This is a genomic window from Microbacterium phosphatis (assembly GCF_049177115.1).
In the GTDB taxonomy this organism is placed as follows: Bacteria; Actinomycetota; Actinomycetes; order Actinomycetales; family Microbacteriaceae; genus Microbacterium; species Microbacterium phosphatis.
On the sequence record NZ_CP185370.1, the window covers coordinates 68,468 to 84,359 of the forward strand.

Genomic DNA, 15,892 nt, shown 5'->3' on the forward strand with positions numbered 1-15,892 from the left:
TGTTGAAGCGCTTCGAAAGATCCTCCGGAAGCGCTTCGAAACCAGACGATGGAGTCGATATGACCGATGCTGTGCGTCCCGCGACGAGCGACGCCTTCCCGCGCCTCGTCGCCGACCGCGGCATCCTCTTCGGCGGCGACTACAACCCCGAGCAGTGGCCGCGCGAGGTGTGGCGCGAGGACGTCGAGCTGATGCAGCGCGCCGGCGTGAACCTCGTCACGGTCGGCGTCTTCAGCTGGTCGACCCTCGAGCCCCACCCCGGGGCGCGCGAGTGGGCCTGGCTGGACGAGATCCTCGACCTGCTGCATGCCCACGGCATCGCGGTCGACCTCGCGACCCCGACCGCGAGCCCGCCGCCGTGGATGGGCACGCTGCACCCCGAGACCCTGCCGGTGACCCGCGACGGTGTGCGGCTCTCGCCGGGGTCGCGCAACCAGTTCGCGCCGTCGGCCGGGGTCTACCGCGCCGCGGCCGTGGCGATCGCCCGCGACCTCGCCGAGCGCTACGCCTCGCACCCGGCGGTGCGCATGTGGCACGTGGGCAACGAGTACGGCCAGATCGACTTCGGCCCCGAGGCCGCCCGCGCGTTCCGCACCTGGCTGCGCGCGCGGTACGGATCCATCGACGCGCTGAACGAGGCGTGGAGCACCCGCGTCTGGTCGCAGGGATACCGCGACTTCGACGACATCGTCCCGCCGCGGACGGCGCCCTACCTGCTGAACCCCGCCGCGACGCTCGACTTCCACCGCTTCACCTCGGACGAGCTGCGCGACTGCTTCCGCGAGCAGCGCGACGCGATCCGGTCCGTGGGGGCGACGCAGCCGATCACCACCAACCTCATGGGCTTCTTCGACCTCGTCGACGGCTGGTCCTGGGCGCCCGATCTCGACGTCGTCTCGGACGACCAGTACCCGGACCCCGCGCTCGCCGACTCGTCGCAGACGATCGCGCTGGTGCAGGATCTCACCCGGTCGCTCGGGGGCGGTCGCCCCTGGATGCTCATGGAGCAGGCGGCGAGCGCCGTCTCGTGGCGGCCGCACAACCTGCCCAAGTCGCCCGCACGCATGCGCCTCGACTCGCTGCAGGCGGTGGCGCGCGGCGCCGACGGCGTGTGCTTTTTCCAGTGGCGGCAGGCCCGAGCGGGAGCCGAGCGCTTCCACTCGTCGATGCTTCCCCACGCCGGCGCCGACTCCGACGCGTTCCGCGGCATCGAGCGTCTCGGCGCCGACCTGGCGAAGCTGCGCGGGGTGACCGGCGGTCGCGTCGAGGCGCCCGTGGCGATCCTGTTCGACTGGCAGGGATGGTGGGCGGCGAAGGAGCCCGCCCGCCCCACCGAGCGCCACCGGACCCTCGAGCAGCTCGAACGCTGGCACGCCGAGCTCTGGCGCCGCGGCATCGGCTCGGACCTCGTGAGGCCCGGCGCCGATCTCGCCGGCTACCGCGCGGTGCTCGTGCCGCACAGCTACATCCTCGAGCCGGACGCGGCCGCCGCCCTCGAGCGGGCCGCGGCCGCGGGCACCCGCATTGTCGTCGGCCCCTTCTCGGGCGTCGCCGACGCGCACGGCGCGATCCTGCAGGGACGCTCGCCCGTGCCGATCCGCGACCTCGTGGGCGTCAGCGGCGAGGAGTGGGTGGGGCTGCCCGACAGCGGGGTCGCCCTCAGCGACGGCAGCCGCGCGCAGATCCTGGCCGAGCGGCTGCGCACGGACGGCGCCGAGGTGCTGGCCAGCTACGCCGAGGGCGACCTCGCGGGCCGCCCGGCCGTGACGCGCCACGGCGACGTCTGGTACCTCGGCACGGTGACATCCGACGCGCTGCTGGCCCGGGTGCTCGACCAGGCGCTCGAGGGCATCGAGGGGGCGCTCGGCACGCAGGCCGTGCCCGCAGGCCTCGAGGCCGTGCGCCGCGGCGACGCGCTCTTCCTCCTCAACCACGCAGACTCCACGGCGCAGGTCGCCGTGCCCGAGGGATCCGAGGATCTCCTCACGGGACACAAGACAGGCCCCACCGCGGCGATCGCGCCCGGCGAGGCGATGGTGCTGATCGAAAGGCGCACGAAGTGAAGTTCACCGATGGCTACTGGCTGACCCGGCCGGGCATCACGCCGCTCTATGCCGCGGACGTCGACGACATCCGGGTCGATGAGGCGGCGGGCACCATGACCGTGTTCGCGCCCACGACCGTGATCCGCGAGCGCGGCGACACCCTCAACCGGCCGATGCTCACCCTCGGCTTCTCGTCGCCCGCCGAGGGCGTCATCCGGGTGCGGGTGCAGCGCCACGCGGGCGCCGTCCACCGCGGGCCCGACTTCGAGACCTTCGCCGAGGAGGGCTCCCGCCCCTCCATCACCCTCGACGACGCCGAGGGCGTGCTCGAGGCCGGCGACCTGCGGGTGCGCGTGCAGCGCGACGGCGCCTGGAGCTTCGCGTTCGAGCAGGGCGACACGGTGCTCACGACGTCGCTGCCGCGCTCGGTCGGCCACATGACCGGACCCGACACCACCTGGGTGCACCAGCAGCTGTCCATCGAGCCCGGAGAGCGGATCTACGGTCTCGGCGAGCGCTTCGGCGCCTTCACCAAGAACGGCCAGGTCGTCGACGCGTGGAACGCCGACGGCGGCACCTCGAGCGAGCAGTCTTACAAGAACGTGCCGTTCTACCTCACCAGCCGCGGCTACGGCGTCTTCGTCGACGACCCGTCGGCGGTCTCGTTCGAGATCGGATCCGAGGTCAACTCGCGTGTGCAGTTCTCGGTCGAGGGCGAGACGCTCGACTACTACGTGATCGCCGGCCCGACGCCGAAGGACGTGCTGCGCCGCTACACCGCGCTCACGGGCCGCCCCGCGAAGGTCCCCGCCTGGTCGTTCGGCCTGTGGCTGACCACCTCGTTCACGGCGAGCTACGACGAGGCCACCGTCAACGAGTTCGTCGACGGCATGGCCGAGCGCGACATCCCGCTGTCGGTCTTCCACTTCGACTGCTTCTGGATGCGCGAGTTCCAGTGGACCGACTTCGTGTGGGACGAGCGCGCCTTCCCGGACCCCGAGGGCCAGCTCGCGCGCCTGCACGAGCGCGGCCTGCATGTCTCGGCCTGGATCAACCCCTACATCGCCCAGCGCTCCGTCCTCTTCGCCGAGGCGGTCGAGAAGGGATACCTGCTCAAGACGACCGACGGCGGCGTCTGGCAGTGGGACATGTGGCAGGCCGGGATGGCCCTCGTCGACTTCACCAACCCGGCGGCGACCGACTGGTACGTCTCGCACCTGGTGCGCCTGATGGAGCAGGGCGTCGACACCTTCAAGACCGACTTCGGCGAGCGGATCCCGGTCGACGGGATCGCCTGGCACGACGGATCCGACCCGAAGCGCATGCACAACTACTACCCGCAGCTCTACAACGCCGCGGTGTTCCGCGCGCTCGAGCAGCACCGCGGGGTGGGGGAGGCCGTGGTGTTCGCGCGCTCGGCCACGGCCGGCGGCCAGCAGTTCCCCGTGCACTGGGGCGGCGACTGCGACTCGACGTACGCGTCGATGGCCGAGTCGCTGCGCGGCGGGCTCTCGCTCGCGCTGTCGGGCTTCGGCTACTGGAGCCACGACATCGGCGGCTTCGAGGGCACCCCCGACCCGGGCGTCTTCAAGCGCTGGCTGGCCTTCGGCCTGCTCTCGTCGCACTCGCGCCTGCACGGATCCGACTCGGTGCGCGTGCCGTGGGAGTTCGACGAGGAGGCGGTCGACATCGCCCGCTCGTTCACGAAGCTCAAGATGACGCTGATGCCGTACCTCGCGGGCATCGCCGAGCAGGCCCCCGCCACCGGCACGCCGATGATGCGCCCGCTGGTGCTGGAGTTCCCGGCCGATCGGGGCGGCTACGACGCCGACGGCCAGTACATGCTGGGCGACGCGCTGATGGTGGCGCCGGTGTTCACCGCCGACGGATCGGTCGAGTACTACCTGCCGGAGGGGCGCTGGACGTCGCTGCTGGACGGCTCGGTCGTGTCCGGATCGCGCTGGATCAGCGAGCGGCACGGCTTCGACTCGGTGCCCCTGCGGGTGCGCCCCGGCACCGTGCTGCCGATCGGCGCGCGGGACGACCGACCCGACTACGAGTGGGCCGAGGACGTGACCCTCGCCTGCTTCGAGCTGCCGGACGGGTACGACGCGGTGACCGTCGTCCCGGGCCTCGAGGGCCCCTCGACGTCGTTCCGCGTGCAGCGCGTGGGCGACGAGATCATCGCGTCCTCCGAGGATGCCACCGCCGGATGGTCGCTGCTGGTCGGCGACGAGCTGGTCGAGACGAACACCGCGGGCGAGATCCGCATCACCCTCCAGGAGGTGTCGGCGTGACCGATCCCGTCTTCCGCCAGACCGACCGCCCGCTCGCCGAGCGCGCCAGGGACCTGCTCGACCGGCTCACGCCGCAGGAGCGGATCGCGATGCTGCACCAGGCGGCGCCCGCGATCGAGCGTCTCGGTGTGGCCGAGTTCCGCACCGGCTGCGAGGCCCTGCACGGAGCCGCGTGGCTCGGCACCGCGACGGTGTTCCCGCAGTCGGTGGGCCTCGCCGCCACGTGGGACACCGCGGCGGTGGAGGCGGTCGGCGAGGTCGCCGCCACCGAGGTGCGCGCCAAGCGCGCCGAGAACCCGCTCGTGAGCCTGAACGTGTGGGCCCCCGTGGTCAACACCCTGCGCCACCCCGGTTGGGGTCGCAACGAGGAGGGCTACTCGGAGGATCCGCATCTCACCGGCCACTTCGGTGCGGCGTACTCGCGGGGCCTGCGCGGCACCCACGAGCGCGTGTGGCGCACCGTGCCGGCGCTGAAGCACTTCCTGGCGTACTCGAACGAGACGGATCGCTCGACCACGTCGTCCGAGATGTCGCTGCGCACCCTCCACGAGGAGGAGCTGCCGGCCTTCCGCGAGGCCATCGAGGACGGCGTGGCCGGCGGCATGATGCTCGCGTACAACCGCGTCAACGGCACCGCCGCCCACACTCAGCCCGAGCTGGTGGCGGAGGCCCGCAGCTGGACGGACGAATCGCTCGCGGTCGTCTCGGATGCCGGGGCGCCGAAGTTCCTCGTCGAGCTGCAGCGCGAGCACCCCGACAAGATCCACGGCGCCGCGGCGCTGATCCGCTCGGGCCTGGACTCGTTCACGGACGACGATGCCGACGCCGAGCCGACGCTCACCGCCGTGCGGGGCGCCCTCGAGGCGGGGCTGCTGACCGAGGCGGACATCGACCGCGCGGTGCTGCGCCTGCTCGAGATGCGGATCCGAAGCGGCGAGTTCGACGGCGACGCCGACCCGTATGCCTCCATCGGCATCGACCACATCGACCTGCCCGCCTCGCGGGAGCTCGCCCGCGACGTCGTCGGCAAGTCGGTCGTCGTCCTGCGCAACGACGACGCCGTGCTGCCGCTCGCCTCGCCCCGGCGGATCGCCGTGGTCGGCCCGCTCGCCGACGCCGTGCTCACCGACTGGTACGCCGGCACGCCGCCCTACGCGGTCGGCATCGCCACGGGCCTGCGCGAGCGCTACCCGGACGCCGAGGTCGAGGTCGTCACGGGCGCCGACACCGTGGCGCTGCGCGCCTCGAACGGCCGGTACGTGCGGTCGGACGCCGACGGATCCGTCGTCATCGCCGACGCGGCGGCGGCCACCGAGGAGGCGCTCTTCGAGTTCGCCGACTGGGGCGACGGCATCCTGGTGATCCGCTCGCAGGCCTCCGGCCGGCTGATCACGGGCGGCGCCTGGCCCATGCGCGCCGACGCCACCCGCGTGGGCGGCTGGATCGTGCAGGAGAGCTTCCGCCGGGTGGTGCACGCCGACGCCACGTGGTCGCTGCTGCACCTCGGCTCGGGTCGCTGGGTGCGCACCCTGCGCGACAGCGGGCTGATCGCCGTCGACGGCGTCACGCCCGAGCAGGCCGAGCGCTTCACCGCGCGCGTCGTGCGCTCGGGATCGGCCGCCGTCGCCTCCGCCGCCGCGGCGGCGGACGTTGTGGTGGTCGCGGTCGGCAACGACCCGCACCTCGCGGGCCGCGAGACGGAGGACCGCCCGCACATCCTGCTGCCCGCGGCGTCCGTCGAGCTGTGGAAGACCGTCCGCGAGGCCAACGCCCGTTCGGTGCTGACCATCGTGTCGAGCTACCCGTACGTGCTCGGCGAGGGCGTCTCGGATGCTCCGACCGTCGTCTGGTCGAGCCACGGCGGCCAGGAGCTCGGGCACGGCATCGCCGACATCCTCTCCGGCGATCGCGAGCCCTTCGGGCGCCTCGCCCAGTCGTGGCCCGCCACCCCGGAGCAGGCCGGTGACCTGTTCGACTACGACACGCTGCGCCAGCAGGCCACCTACCGCCATCAGCCCGGCGAGTTCGCATTCCCCTTCGGGCATGGACTCACGTACACGTCGGTCGCATACTCGGCCGTGACGCTCTCGGCGGACACGGTCGATGCCCCGGAGGTCACACTCCGCCACCCGGGGTTCACGCCGCGGGCGCACGAGTCGGTGGTGACGGCTCGTGTGTCCGTGAGCAACAACGGCGAGCGCCCCGCCGAGGAGCTCGTGCAGGTCTACGCGCTGCGCTCGGACGAGGCGGCCCCCCGTCGCCTGCTGCTCGCCTACGCCCGCGTGCGCCTCGAGCCCGGCGAGACGCGCGAGGTCGAGCTGCCGTTCGCCGTCGAGCGCCTGGCCACCTGGGACGACGCGGCACGGGTCGAGGGTGCGCCACGGGACTGGCTGCACGAAGGCGCCCTGCGCGTCCGCCCCGGCACGTACCGCATCGCCGCCGGCACCTCGTCGCAGGCCCTGCCGGCCGAGGCCGCCCTCACGGTGGCCTGATCCGCCCCGCCGGCCCCAGAGGTCGAGCGGATCGTGACCCCGTGGAGGATCCGCAGGCATCGGGACTGGCGGGGCTCGCTCTGCGAGCCGGGACTGCGGATCCGCAACGGGGTCACGATCCGCGGAAGCGCCGCGGGGTCACGATCCGCCGAGGGCCGAGTGTCAGACCCGCCGCCTAGGCTCGTGAGGTGCCCTTCGAGCTGACCCCCGCGGATCTGCCGCGGATCCTTCCCGCGTGGATGGTGCAGCACGGGGCGCACCTCGCCGAGCAGGGTGTCGCGCGCATCGCGCAGCGGTACGACATGGGCGGCACCACGACGTACGAGGGCCGGGTCGGCCGCTGGACCGTGTACATCGACGTGGGCGAGCGCCACGGCGTGAGCGTCGACTGCGACGAGTGCGGATCCGAGGGGTGCGTGCACGCCGCGGCGATCCTGCACCTCATCGCGCACGGCGCCACCACGGCGACCGCCCTGCCGAAGGCATCGGGCATCGAGCCGTGGCGACGGCTGCTCGAGAAGGCGCTCGACGACGACGGCGCCGACGAGCCCGTCGACGTCGCGCTGCTGGTCGGCCTCGAGCGCACGCGCACCGACGCCTGGGTGCAGATCCGGCCCGCGGTGAAGGGCACACGGGGCACGTGGATCCGGACGGGCATCGGCTGGCGCGACCTCGACGGGCAGAAGATCGGCGCCCCGCAGCGGCAGGCGCTGAACGAGATCGAGGCGATGCACGAGCGCACCGGCGCGCCGAGCCGGTGGGGGTACTACGACAAGGCGCCGCAGTGGATCCGGCTGGACCAGCTGCCGAGCCGCGCGCTGTGGAGCGTGCTGCTCGAGCTGCGCGAAGCGGGAGTGCAGCTCGTGGCCGACACCAAGGCGCAGCAGCCCGTCGCGCTGCGCGCCGAGCCGGCGGCGCACTTCCTCCAGCTCGAGCGGCGCGACGAGGCGCTGCACGTCGCGCCGGTGATCGACCTCGAGGCGCAGGACGAGCGGATCCTGCCCGTCGGCGTGCCGGTCGCCGCGATGGCGCTGGCCGACGACGAGCGGGTGCGCGAGCTGGTGCCGCTGCGCGAACCGCTGGCCGAGCCGTTCACGCGCCTGATGCAGGGCGAGCCCTTCACGATCCCGGATGCCGCGATCGCCGACTTCGAGCGCGACTATCTACCGAAACTGCGGCGGATCGCGCCCCTGCGCTCGGACGGCTCGTACGAGATCCCCGCGCCTCCGCGGCCGACGCTCGTGCTGACGCTGGCGCAGACAGACAACCGCGCGACGCTCTCGTGGCGCTGGGACTATCCGGACGGATCCGGCGTCCGCACTCCGGCCGACGAGCGCGGGATCGCCGACGCGGTCGAGCAGGTCGCGGGCGAGCACGCCGGCCTCCTGGGCGCGCGCGTGGGCACGGGGTTCGGCGCTGCCATGCTCACCAAGGACGAGACGGTCGAGTTCCGCACGTTGGTGCTGCCGCTGATCCGTGGCGTCGAGGGCCTGCGCGTCGACGAGACCGACGAGCTGCCCGAGTACCGCTTCGCGGCCGATCCGCCCGTTGTCCACGTCTCGACGCAGCCCAACGGCAACGACTGGTTCGACCTCGAGGTCAGCGTCGAGGTCGGGGGAGAGGCGGTGCCGTTCGGCATGCTGCTCACAGCCCTGGTCGCCCGCGACCGCTACGTGGTGCTGCCCAGCGGCACGGTGTTCGCGCTGAACACCACGCAGTTCGATCCGCTGCGCGAGCTGCTCGACGAGGCCCGGGCGCTGCAGGACCGTCCGACCGGGCCGCTGCGCATCTCGCGCTGGCAGGCGGATCTGTGGGAGGAGATCGTCGGCATCGGCCTGGTGCAGGCGCAGGCCAACGACTGGCTCGAGCGCATGCGCGGGCTGACCGAGACCGATCAGCTGGCGCCGGTCGCGGTGCCCGACGGCTTCCGCGCCGAGCTGCGCGACTACCAGCGCACCGGCCTCGCCTGGCTCGACTTCCTGCGGCGCAACCGGCTGGGCGGGATCCTCGCCGACGACATGGGTCTCGGCAAGACGGTGCAGGTGCTCGCCGCGCTCGAGAAGGCGCGGCAGGAGTCGCCCGCCGATCGGTACCTCGTGGTGGCACCCACCAGCGTGGTGTCGAACTGGGTCTCCGAGGCGCAGCGCTTCGTGCCGAGCATGCCCGCCGCCGCCATCGACGAGACGGCCGGAAAGCGCGGCACGCCGCTGGCCGAGGTGATCGCCGGCGCGACCCTCGTCGTCACCAGCTACGCGCTGTTCCGCCTCGACTTCGAGGAGTACCAGGCCGCGGGCTTCCAGGTGCTGGTGCTCGACGAGGCGCAGCAGATCAAGAACCACCGGGCCCAGACCCATCGCTGCGCGCGCCTGCTCGAGGTGCCGAGCAAGTTCGCCATCACGGGCACCCCGCTCGAGAACAACCTGCTCGAGCTGTGGGCGCTCGTCTCGCTGACCGCCCCCGGCCTGCTCGGCGGCGAGCGGACCTTCACCGATCAGTACCGCAAGCCGATCGAACGCGAGCGCAGCGGCGAGCGGCTCGTGCGCCTGCGTCGCCGCCTGCGGCCGTTCATGCTGCGGCGCACGAAGGAGCAGGTGGCCAAGGACCTGCCGGAGAAGACCGAGCAGCTGCTCGAGGTCGAGCTGCACCCCGCGCACAAGCACGCCTACGCCCTGCGCCTGCAGCACGAGCGGCAGAAGGTGCTCGGTCTGCTCGACGACGTCGACGCCAACCGCATCGAGATCCTGCGCTCACTCACCACCCTGCGGATGCTCGCGCTCGATCCCGAGCTCGTCGGCGACGGATCGGCCCCGAGCGCCAAGCTCGAGAAGCTCGGCGAGCTGCTCGACGAGATCGTCGGCGACGGCCACAGCGTGCTGGTGTTCAGCCAGTTCACGCAGTTCCTCGGGCGCGCGGCGGGTGTCGCCGAGAAGCGGGGGATCCCGTTCGCGTACCTCGACGGGTCCGTGTCGATGAGCGCGCGGAAGAAGATGATCGACCGCTTCACCTCGGGCGACGTGCCGGTGTTCTTCATCTCGCTGAAGGCGGGCGGCTTCGGTCTCAACCTCACGCAGGCCGACTACTGCATCCTGCTCGACCCGTGGTGGAACCCCGCGGCCGAGGCGCAGGCCACCGACCGCGCCCACCGCATCGGGCAGACGCGACCCGTCGTGGTCTACCGCCTGATCTCGAAGGGCACGATCGAGGCGAAGGTCGTGGCCATGCAGGAGAAGAAGTCGCGCCTGTTCCGCGACGTGCTCGCGGGGGAGGATCCGTCGGCCATCGGCACGCTGGACGCCACCGATTTCCGCGGTCTGATCGAGTGACCACCACCCCGTTGCCCGCTCAGCGGCAGGCGTGACCAGATCTTCATCCGATAGACGGAGATACCGGGGTCGAATGCAAGCCCCGAGGCCGCACAATGGGATGCGGGGCAGGGAACAACGCGAGCAGAACCGAAGGGCTGACGTGGGAGCGGATCCCCGTAGCGAGACCAACGTCCCTCACGCGACGCGCAGAGACATGCGCCGCGGGCGAGGACGCCAGACGCGCACCTTCCGGACGACGACCGGAGCCCTCGAGGGCCTGTCGCTGGCCGGGGCACGCGTGGCCGTGCACGTGACCGACCTCGATCGCGGCGAGGTCGTGCTCGCCGGAGACGACCACCTCCCGCTGCCCGTCGGCGGACTCGGCATCGTGCCCCTGCTCGTCGAGGCCGCCGCCCGCATGGAGGCCGGCACCCTCGACCCGCACCGTCTCGTCGACCGCCCCCAGACCAAGCGCCCCGCGCCCAGCGGCCTGTGGCGCGCGATGGCCGCGCCCACCCTCCCCGTCATCGACCTCGCCGTGCTCGCGGGCGGCGCCGGCGACGCCGCCGCGGCCAACGCCCTGCTCGATGTGGTCGGGCACGACAACGTCACCCGCCGCATCGTCGAGCTCGGCATGCCCCGCTCGGCGCTGCTCGACGGCTTCCGATCCGAGCGGGGCCCCGACGACGCCCCGCACCTCGCGCTGGGCACCGCTCGCGAGTTCGCGGTGCTGTTCGCCGCGCTCGCCGCGGGAACCGCGATCGACGCCGAGGTCAGCGAGCGGGTCGTCACCTGGCTCAGCCCCGTGACCGACGTGGGCCTGGTCGGATCGGCCATCGGCGCCGATCCGTTCTCGCACGAGCCCGACGGACACGGCGTGGTGCACTTCGCCAAGACGGGGCGCGAGCGCGGGGTGCGCGCCGAGGCGGGGGTGCTCGCCGGCCGCCGCGGGGCGTTCGCGTACGCGCTGCTCGTCGACTTCGACGACGTCTCGCTCATCGACCGGCAGCGCGCGCACGCCGCCTTCCACGCCCTCGGCGGCGACCTGCTCGAGTACGCGACCTGAGACGCGCGGCCCGATAATCGAGCCATGACCTACGAGAACGTCACGCTCGACCCCGCCGCGAACGTCTACTTCGACGGCAAGTGCGTGAGCCACACCTTCTTCCTGGCCGACGGCACCCGCAAGTCGGCCGGCGTGATCCTGCCCTCGGAGCTGACCTTCGGCACGGGCGCCCCCGAGACCATGGAGCTGCACACCGGCGCCTGCCGTGTGCGCCTCGAGGGGTCGGACGAGTGGGTCGAGTACGGCGCGGGGGACACCTTCGACGTGCCGGGGGAGTCGTCCTTCGACATCCGCGTCTCGGACGCCGTCTCGTACGTCTGCCACTACGGCTGACACCGACGCGGATCGGCTGCGCGCGGCTGCCGCCGGGTTCGGCGGCGGGACGCGCGGCGACTAGGCTGGGCCCTCCATGAGCACGCGAATCGAGGGCGCTTACGAAGGCGCGGTCCGAGCCTTCCAGAGCCCGATGCTCGCCCTGCTGCACAAGCGCCACGCGCCGCTGATCGTGACCCTGCTGGCGTCGGTGTTCACCAACGCCCGGCCGAGCGTCCCGGTGGCCGAGGTGCACACCGAACTCGGCGACGCGCTCGAGCTGCTGCGCGGCGCCGGGCACGAGAACCTGCCGGTCGGGTCGGCGCGCGAGCTCTGCCGCCAGTGGGTCGACGCCGGGTGGCTGATCCGCCAGGCCGACGACGCCGATGTCGAGGTGTACCGCCTCTCGGCCCACGCCGTCGGGGCCCTCGACATCGCCAGCCGCGCGGGCGGTCCGCGCTCGCGCGTCTCGCAGTCGCGTGTGCGCACGCTGCTGGAGGCCGTCGAGCATCTCTCGAGCGAGGCCGACCCCGATCCGGATCGCCGGCGCGCGCGCCTGCAGGAGGCGATCCGCCGCCTGCAGTGGGAGGTCGAGCGCCTCGAGCTGAACGACGTCGTCGAGATGACCGACGACGAGTCGCTGCGCGAGGAGGCCGAGAACGTGCTCTCGCTCGTGCGCGAGCTGCCCGCCGACTTCGCCCGCGTGGCCGAGTCGATCCGCGATCTGCAGCGCCAGGTGGTGGCCGCCCTCCGCCAGGACGAGCGCCCCACCGGCGAGGTGCTGCGCGAGTACCTGCATCGGGCCGAGCACGTGCTCGACGCCACCGCGGAGGGGCGCGCCTTCGCGGGCGCGCTGCGCCTGGTCGGAGACCCGGACCGGCTCGACCAGCTGCAGGAGCAGCTCGACATCGTGCTGCGCCAGCCCTTCGCCGAGCGCCTGCCGACGCTCCAGCGCCTCGAGCTCGCGAGCCTCGCGCAGCAGCTCGAACGCGGCATCGACACCGTCCTCACGGCGCAGCGCACGGCCTCCCGCGTGATCGCCGCGCAGGTGCGCCACCACGACCCGCTGCGCGACCGCGAGGTCGACGACCTGCTGCGCGACGCGATCGTCGAGCTCGCCGCGTGGATCCCGACCACCCGCCGCAATGAACCCGTCGAGGGCCTGCGCCGGCTGCCGCGGGCCGAGGTGGGGCGCCTGCGCACCACGCTCGACACCCTCGCGCCGCAACGCACCCCCGCCGCGCTCGCGACGTGGGACGAGCACGAGGACGAGCCCGTGTCGCTCGACGGCGCGCGCCGCTGGGGCGGCCCCGCGTACCCCGAGCTGCGCGCGCACCTCGATCGCTTCTCGCACGACACCGCCGACGCGCAGGGTCGATTCGACCTGGCCGCCGCCTTCGAGGCCGCACCCGAGGATCTCCGCCGCCCGGCCGACCTCGTCGGCCTGCTCGAGATCGCCGACCGCTGGGGTCTCGACGAGACGGACGAGGTCGTCGAGGTGGTCGCGGTGCGCCCCGACGGCACCCGCCGCCGTCTGGCGTTCTCGGCGGCGCACGCGCGCGTCCCCGATCCGGCGACCGGATCCGATCCGCAGACCGACCCCACCGACGGAGCATCCACGTGAGCGACACCGCCTTCATCGATCCGGTCTCCATGGAGGAGGACCCGAGCGACCTGTTCCCCGGCGACACGGGCACGCTCGACGTCGCCGCGCGGCGCGTGCTGGTGCAGCTGCTGCGGCGCCGCTACCTGCGCGCCGACCAGAACCCCTCGCAGTGGAAGGCGCTGATCGCGCACCAGCAGGTGATCGAGTCGCGCCTGCACGACCTCTTCGTGCGCCTGATCGTGGATCACGACCGCGGGCTCGCCTACAAGCAGCAGGTGCGCTCGGCCGAGATCGAGGTGCCCGTGCTGCTGCGCGACGAGGCGTACTCGCGCATCGAGACCGTGCTGCTGGTGCAGCTGCGCAGCCTCCACCAGCGCTCCGGAGGCGCCGGCGAGACGGCCACGCGTGTCGACGCCGAGGACCTCGAGCAGAACGCCCTCACCTACCTCGACGTCGATGGCACCAACGTCGCGGCGCGGCAGAAGGAGATCCGCAGCGCGATCGCCCGCCTGGTCACCGAGGGCTTCCTCGACGAGGAGTCCGAGGGGCGCTTCCGCGTGACGCCGCTGGTCGAGGTGGTGCTGTCGGTCGAGCGCCTGGGCGAGCTCGTCGCCTGGCTGCAGGCCGGCGAGCACCGGATTGGACCGGATCCGTCCGCGGACGACGAGCGCCCCGCCGCCCCCGTGGACCCCGTGGCCGACGACGACGAGATCGCCGCCGAAGAAGAGGACGCCGACGCATGACGATGATCGAGACCCTCTTCGGGCTGATCCCGGCCGCCTCGACCGGCCAGCAGTGGATCGCGCGCGACCTGCAGCTGGTCAACTGGGGCGGCTACGACGGTCACCACACGGTGCGCTTCGCTCCCGGCGCGACGCTGCTCTCGGGCGGATCCGGATCGGGCAAGTCGACGCTCATGGACGCGTACATCGCGCTGCTGATGCCGCACACCGTGCCGTTCAACGGCGCCTCCAACGGCGGTGTCATCGGGCGCCCGCGCGGCAAGGACCAGCGCAACGTGCTGTCGTACGCGCGCGGCAAGGTCGACGAGTCGCGCACCGACGAGGGCACCCGCCAGCGGGTGCTGCGCGGCGACGGCGAGGACATCTGGTCGGCCATCGCCATGACGTGGGCGGATCAGGGCGGAGCCGTCTTCACCGCGATCCGCGCCTGGTACGTCCCCGCCGGTGCCCGCACCATCGAGGAGCTCACCACGGTGCGCGCCACGATCGACGCCGAGTTCGCCGTGACGGGGCTGGCCGCCGCGGCCGACGCGAAGTTCGCGCGGGCGAAGCTCACGGCTGCGGGACTGACGTGCTTCGACACCGACAAGGACTTCACCGCGCGCCTGCACTCGACCCTCGGCATCGGGGCCGCCGGCGGCGGATCGAAGGCCATCGCGCTGCTCGCGCGCATCCAGGCGGGGCAGCAGATCACCACGGTCGACGCGCTCTACAAGGCGATGGTGCTCGAGGAGCCCGACACCCTGGCGAAGGCCGACGAGGTCGTCGCCCACTTCGACGAGCTCTCGGACACCCGCGAGCGCATGCTCACCGCGCGCCAGCAGGTGCGCGCCCTCACCCCGATCCGGCAGCACCGCGCGAACGTCGACGCCGCCCGCGCCCGCCTCGAGATGATCGCCGCCGTCGGCACGCCCGAGGACGACGCCTCGCCCGTCGCCCTGTGGCGCCACGCGCGCCGCCTCGAGCTGCTGCGCGCGGTCGAGGACGACGTGCGCGTGCGCTCGCGCGCCGCGGACGACAAGGTGGGCGACCTCGACGCCGCCCTTCGCGCCCGCAAGAGCGAGCTCGCCGGCGTGCGCGAGATGCTGTGGGCCTCGGGCGGGCAGCAGCTGCAGACGGCCCAGCGCGAGCAGGCCGCCGCCGCCGACCGCCTGGTCGCCGCGCGCGCGACCCGCGAGCGCCTCGACCGCGCCCTGCAGGTCCTCGGGGCGACCGTCGGATCGGCCGCCGACCTCGAGCGCCTCGCCGCCGCAGGCCGCGCCCGCCTGGCCGACAAGGATGCCCGCTACGCGACGTTCGCCGAGCGCGACCGGGCGCGTGATCTCGTGCGCGAGACCGAGCAGATCCTGCGCGACCTGCGCCTCGAGCGCGGCGCGCTCGCGGCCCGCCACGGCAACATCCCCGAGCGGCTGCACCAGGCGCGCGTCGCACTCGCCCTCGCGGCCGACATGGAGCCGTCCGAGCTGCCCTTCGTCGCCGAGCTCATCGAGGTGCAGACGGTGCACGAGCCCTGGCGGGACGCGTTCGGCCAGGCCCTCGGCGGCTTCGCGACCACGCTGCTGATCGACGCCGACCGGATCGGACGCTTCCGCGCCGCGATCGATCGCGTCCCGTCGCGCGAGCGCATCCGCTTCGAGGGCGTGCAGCTCGGCCTCTCGGTCGACGTGCGCCCGGACGCCGCGACCCTGCCCGGGCGCCTCGACTACGCCCACAGCCCGTTCGCCGACTGGCTGCGCTCGCGCCTGGTCGACCGCTTCTCGTTCGTCTGCGTCGAGAACGCGGCCGAGATGAGCGGCTACAGCAAGGCGCTCACCCGCTCGGGGCAGACCAGCGAGGGCCTGCGCGGCGCACACGGCGGCTCGTCCTCCGGCAGCGTGATCGGCTTCACCAACGCGCGCCGGATCGCCCACCTCGACGCGCAGATCGCCTCGGCCGAGCGCTCGCTGACCGCCGCGAACCAGGCGCTGCGGGCGGCCGACGACGCCTTCGCGCAGGACGACGAGCGCAAGGACGCCCACCGTCTTGT

The 15,892-nt window shown here is 72.9% G+C and carries 8 protein-coding genes and 1 pseudogene; all 9 read left to right on the forward strand.

Translation table 11 applies throughout. The features are described 5' to 3' along the window. Positions 1 to 59 precede the first annotated feature (59 nt). Entirely contained in the window at positions 60 to 2,063 is a 2,004-nt protein-coding gene (locus ACOKGD_RS00335) for a beta-galactosidase (protein WP_342336029.1), read from the forward strand. Next, entirely contained in the window at positions 2,060 to 4,342 is a 2,283-nt protein-coding gene (yicI, locus tag ACOKGD_RS00340; protein ID WP_342336030.1) for an alpha-xylosidase, read from the forward strand. The genes ACOKGD_RS00335 and yicI overlap by 4 nt, the downstream gene beginning before the upstream one ends. After that, the gene (locus ACOKGD_RS00345; protein WP_342336031.1) at positions 4,339 to 6,834 is read left to right on the forward strand and encodes a glycoside hydrolase family 3 C-terminal domain-containing protein; all 2,496 of its coding nucleotides are present in this window, start codon (positions 4,339 to 4,341) and stop codon (positions 6,832 to 6,834) included. Before yicI ends, ACOKGD_RS00345 begins: the two co-directional genes overlap by 4 nt. A gap of 188 nt (positions 6,835 to 7,022) precedes the next feature. After that, positions 7,023 to 10,157 carry a DEAD/DEAH box helicase gene (locus ACOKGD_RS00350; protein ID WP_342336032.1) on the forward strand — a complete coding sequence of 1,045 codons (3,135 nt, stop codon included), beginning with the start codon at positions 7,023 to 7,025 and terminating at the stop codon, positions 10,155 to 10,157. 196 nt (positions 10,158 to 10,353) lie between these two features. After that, positions 10,354 to 11,205, forward strand: a complete 852-nt coding sequence (locus ACOKGD_RS00355; protein WP_342336033.1) for a serine hydrolase — start codon at positions 10,354 to 10,356, stop codon at positions 11,203 to 11,205. 24 nt (positions 11,206 to 11,229) lie between these two features. After that, the gene (locus tag ACOKGD_RS00360; RefSeq protein WP_342336034.1) at positions 11,230 to 11,538 is read left to right on the forward strand and encodes a pyrimidine/purine nucleoside phosphorylase; all 309 of its coding nucleotides are present in this window, start codon (positions 11,230 to 11,232) and stop codon (positions 11,536 to 11,538) included. 76 nt (positions 11,539 to 11,614) lie between these two features. Beyond that, positions 11,615 to 13,141, forward strand: a complete 1,527-nt coding sequence (locus ACOKGD_RS00365; RefSeq protein WP_342336035.1) for a DUF3375 domain-containing protein — start codon at positions 11,615 to 11,617, stop codon at positions 13,139 to 13,141. Beyond that, positions 13,138 to 13,866 (forward strand): DUF4194 domain-containing protein, encoded by a 729-nt coding sequence (locus ACOKGD_RS00370; protein ID WP_342336037.1) that lies wholly within the window; start codon positions 13,138 to 13,140, stop codon positions 13,864 to 13,866. Before ACOKGD_RS00365 ends, ACOKGD_RS00370 begins: the two co-directional genes overlap by 4 nt. Before the next feature lie 2 nt (positions 13,867 to 13,868). Next, positions 13,869 to 14,108: pseudogene (locus ACOKGD_RS00375) on the forward strand (ATP-binding protein); the annotation flags it as partial. Positions 14,109 to 15,892 lie beyond the last annotated feature (1,784 nt).

Coding starts and splice junctions, on each gene's coding strand:
- ACOKGD_RS00335 (WP_342336029.1), top strand. CDS start 60: ATGACCGATGCTGTGCGTCCCGCGACGAGCGACGCCTTCCCGCGCCTC.
- ACOKGD_RS00355 (WP_342336033.1), top strand. CDS start 10,354: ATGCGCCGCGGGCGAGGACGCCAGACGCGCACCTTCCGGACGACGACC.
- ACOKGD_RS00365 (WP_342336035.1), top strand. CDS start 11,615: ATGAGCACGCGAATCGAGGGCGCTTACGAAGGCGCGGTCCGAGCCTTC.
- ACOKGD_RS00360 (WP_342336034.1), top strand. CDS start 11,230: ATGACCTACGAGAACGTCACGCTCGACCCCGCCGCGAACGTCTACTTC.